We start from the raw sequence: 882 nt of genomic DNA on the forward strand, positions 1-882 counted from the left end.
TCACCCCGGCGCGCATCGTTCAGAAGGCGTTGAAGCTCTGGCCGATCAGCGAGCGCGCCGCTGATGTTCTCCATGTAACTGGCAGCGATAACCTTTCCGTGGCTTGCAACAAATTCTTCCAGTTGATCACGGGCACGACTGGCGTCCTGATCCTCGGTAGAGGCTCGGAGGTAAGCACGCACGAACATGTAAACCTCTCTGTATCATTTTGGGTGTGTTCATGTGAGTGTATCAGAAAGGCTGTCACTTAAATTGAATCGTTCGTGAAGATCCAGAGCGCCGCCGCGTCTTACTTGAGATATACCCAAATATGACAGGGTGATCACACCTAGCAGGGGCAACCCGTCACATTGATTACTCGCTTTTTCGTGCAGGCGCTGCGGTGGGTGAGGATGTCGCTAAGCCCGGAGGTTATGCCCCTGTGTCGTACTATACAGGGGCACCATGTTGCTGTTTCAGCGCTTCCACGCTTCACGAAGCCTTGTCAGTACAGGCGCAGCATTTTCAATTGCCGTGCGGTGATCAGATGCCGCTGATATCTGCGCCATAGCATCAATCACGGGTTTGTACTGTTCGTCAGCTTTCTCCTTCCCGTGCAGCTTCACCAGCTCGGTGTGGCCAACATCAGGTAAAGGCAATGGTTTGTTGTTCTGGGCTTCGGTCAGAGCTTCGCGTGCGCTCTTGTAATTCAGTTCGGCGGTGGCTAATTTTTGATAGTGCTTCTGCCGTTCGATTTGCTCTGGCTCGAACTCAGCGGCAAGTTGAAGCTGAGCCATCAGCCACAATGATTGGTCGATTCTGCTCACAGCTTCGGATAGAGGCCGTAGGATTTCGGACAGCTCTTTCATGGTGACTGGTTTGTCATTGCTCATGGGCCTACTC

The 882-nt window shown here is 52.8% G+C and carries 2 protein-coding genes; both read right to left on the reverse strand.

Translation table 11 applies throughout. The features are described from left to right. On the reverse strand, nucleotides 1-188 hold a 188-nt coding region (locus KMS84_RS43585; RefSeq protein WP_256921229.1), incomplete at its 3' end, for a recombinase family protein. Nucleotides 189-455: 267 nt separating this feature from the next. Continuing rightward, on the reverse strand, nucleotides 456-882 hold a 427-nt coding region (locus KMS84_RS43590), incomplete at its 5' end, for a hypothetical protein (RefSeq protein WP_256921230.1).

Source organism: Streptomyces hilarionis (assembly GCF_024539675.1).
In the GTDB taxonomy this organism is placed as follows: domain Bacteria; phylum Actinomycetota; class Actinomycetes; order Streptomycetales; family Streptomycetaceae; genus Streptomyces; species Streptomyces hilarionis.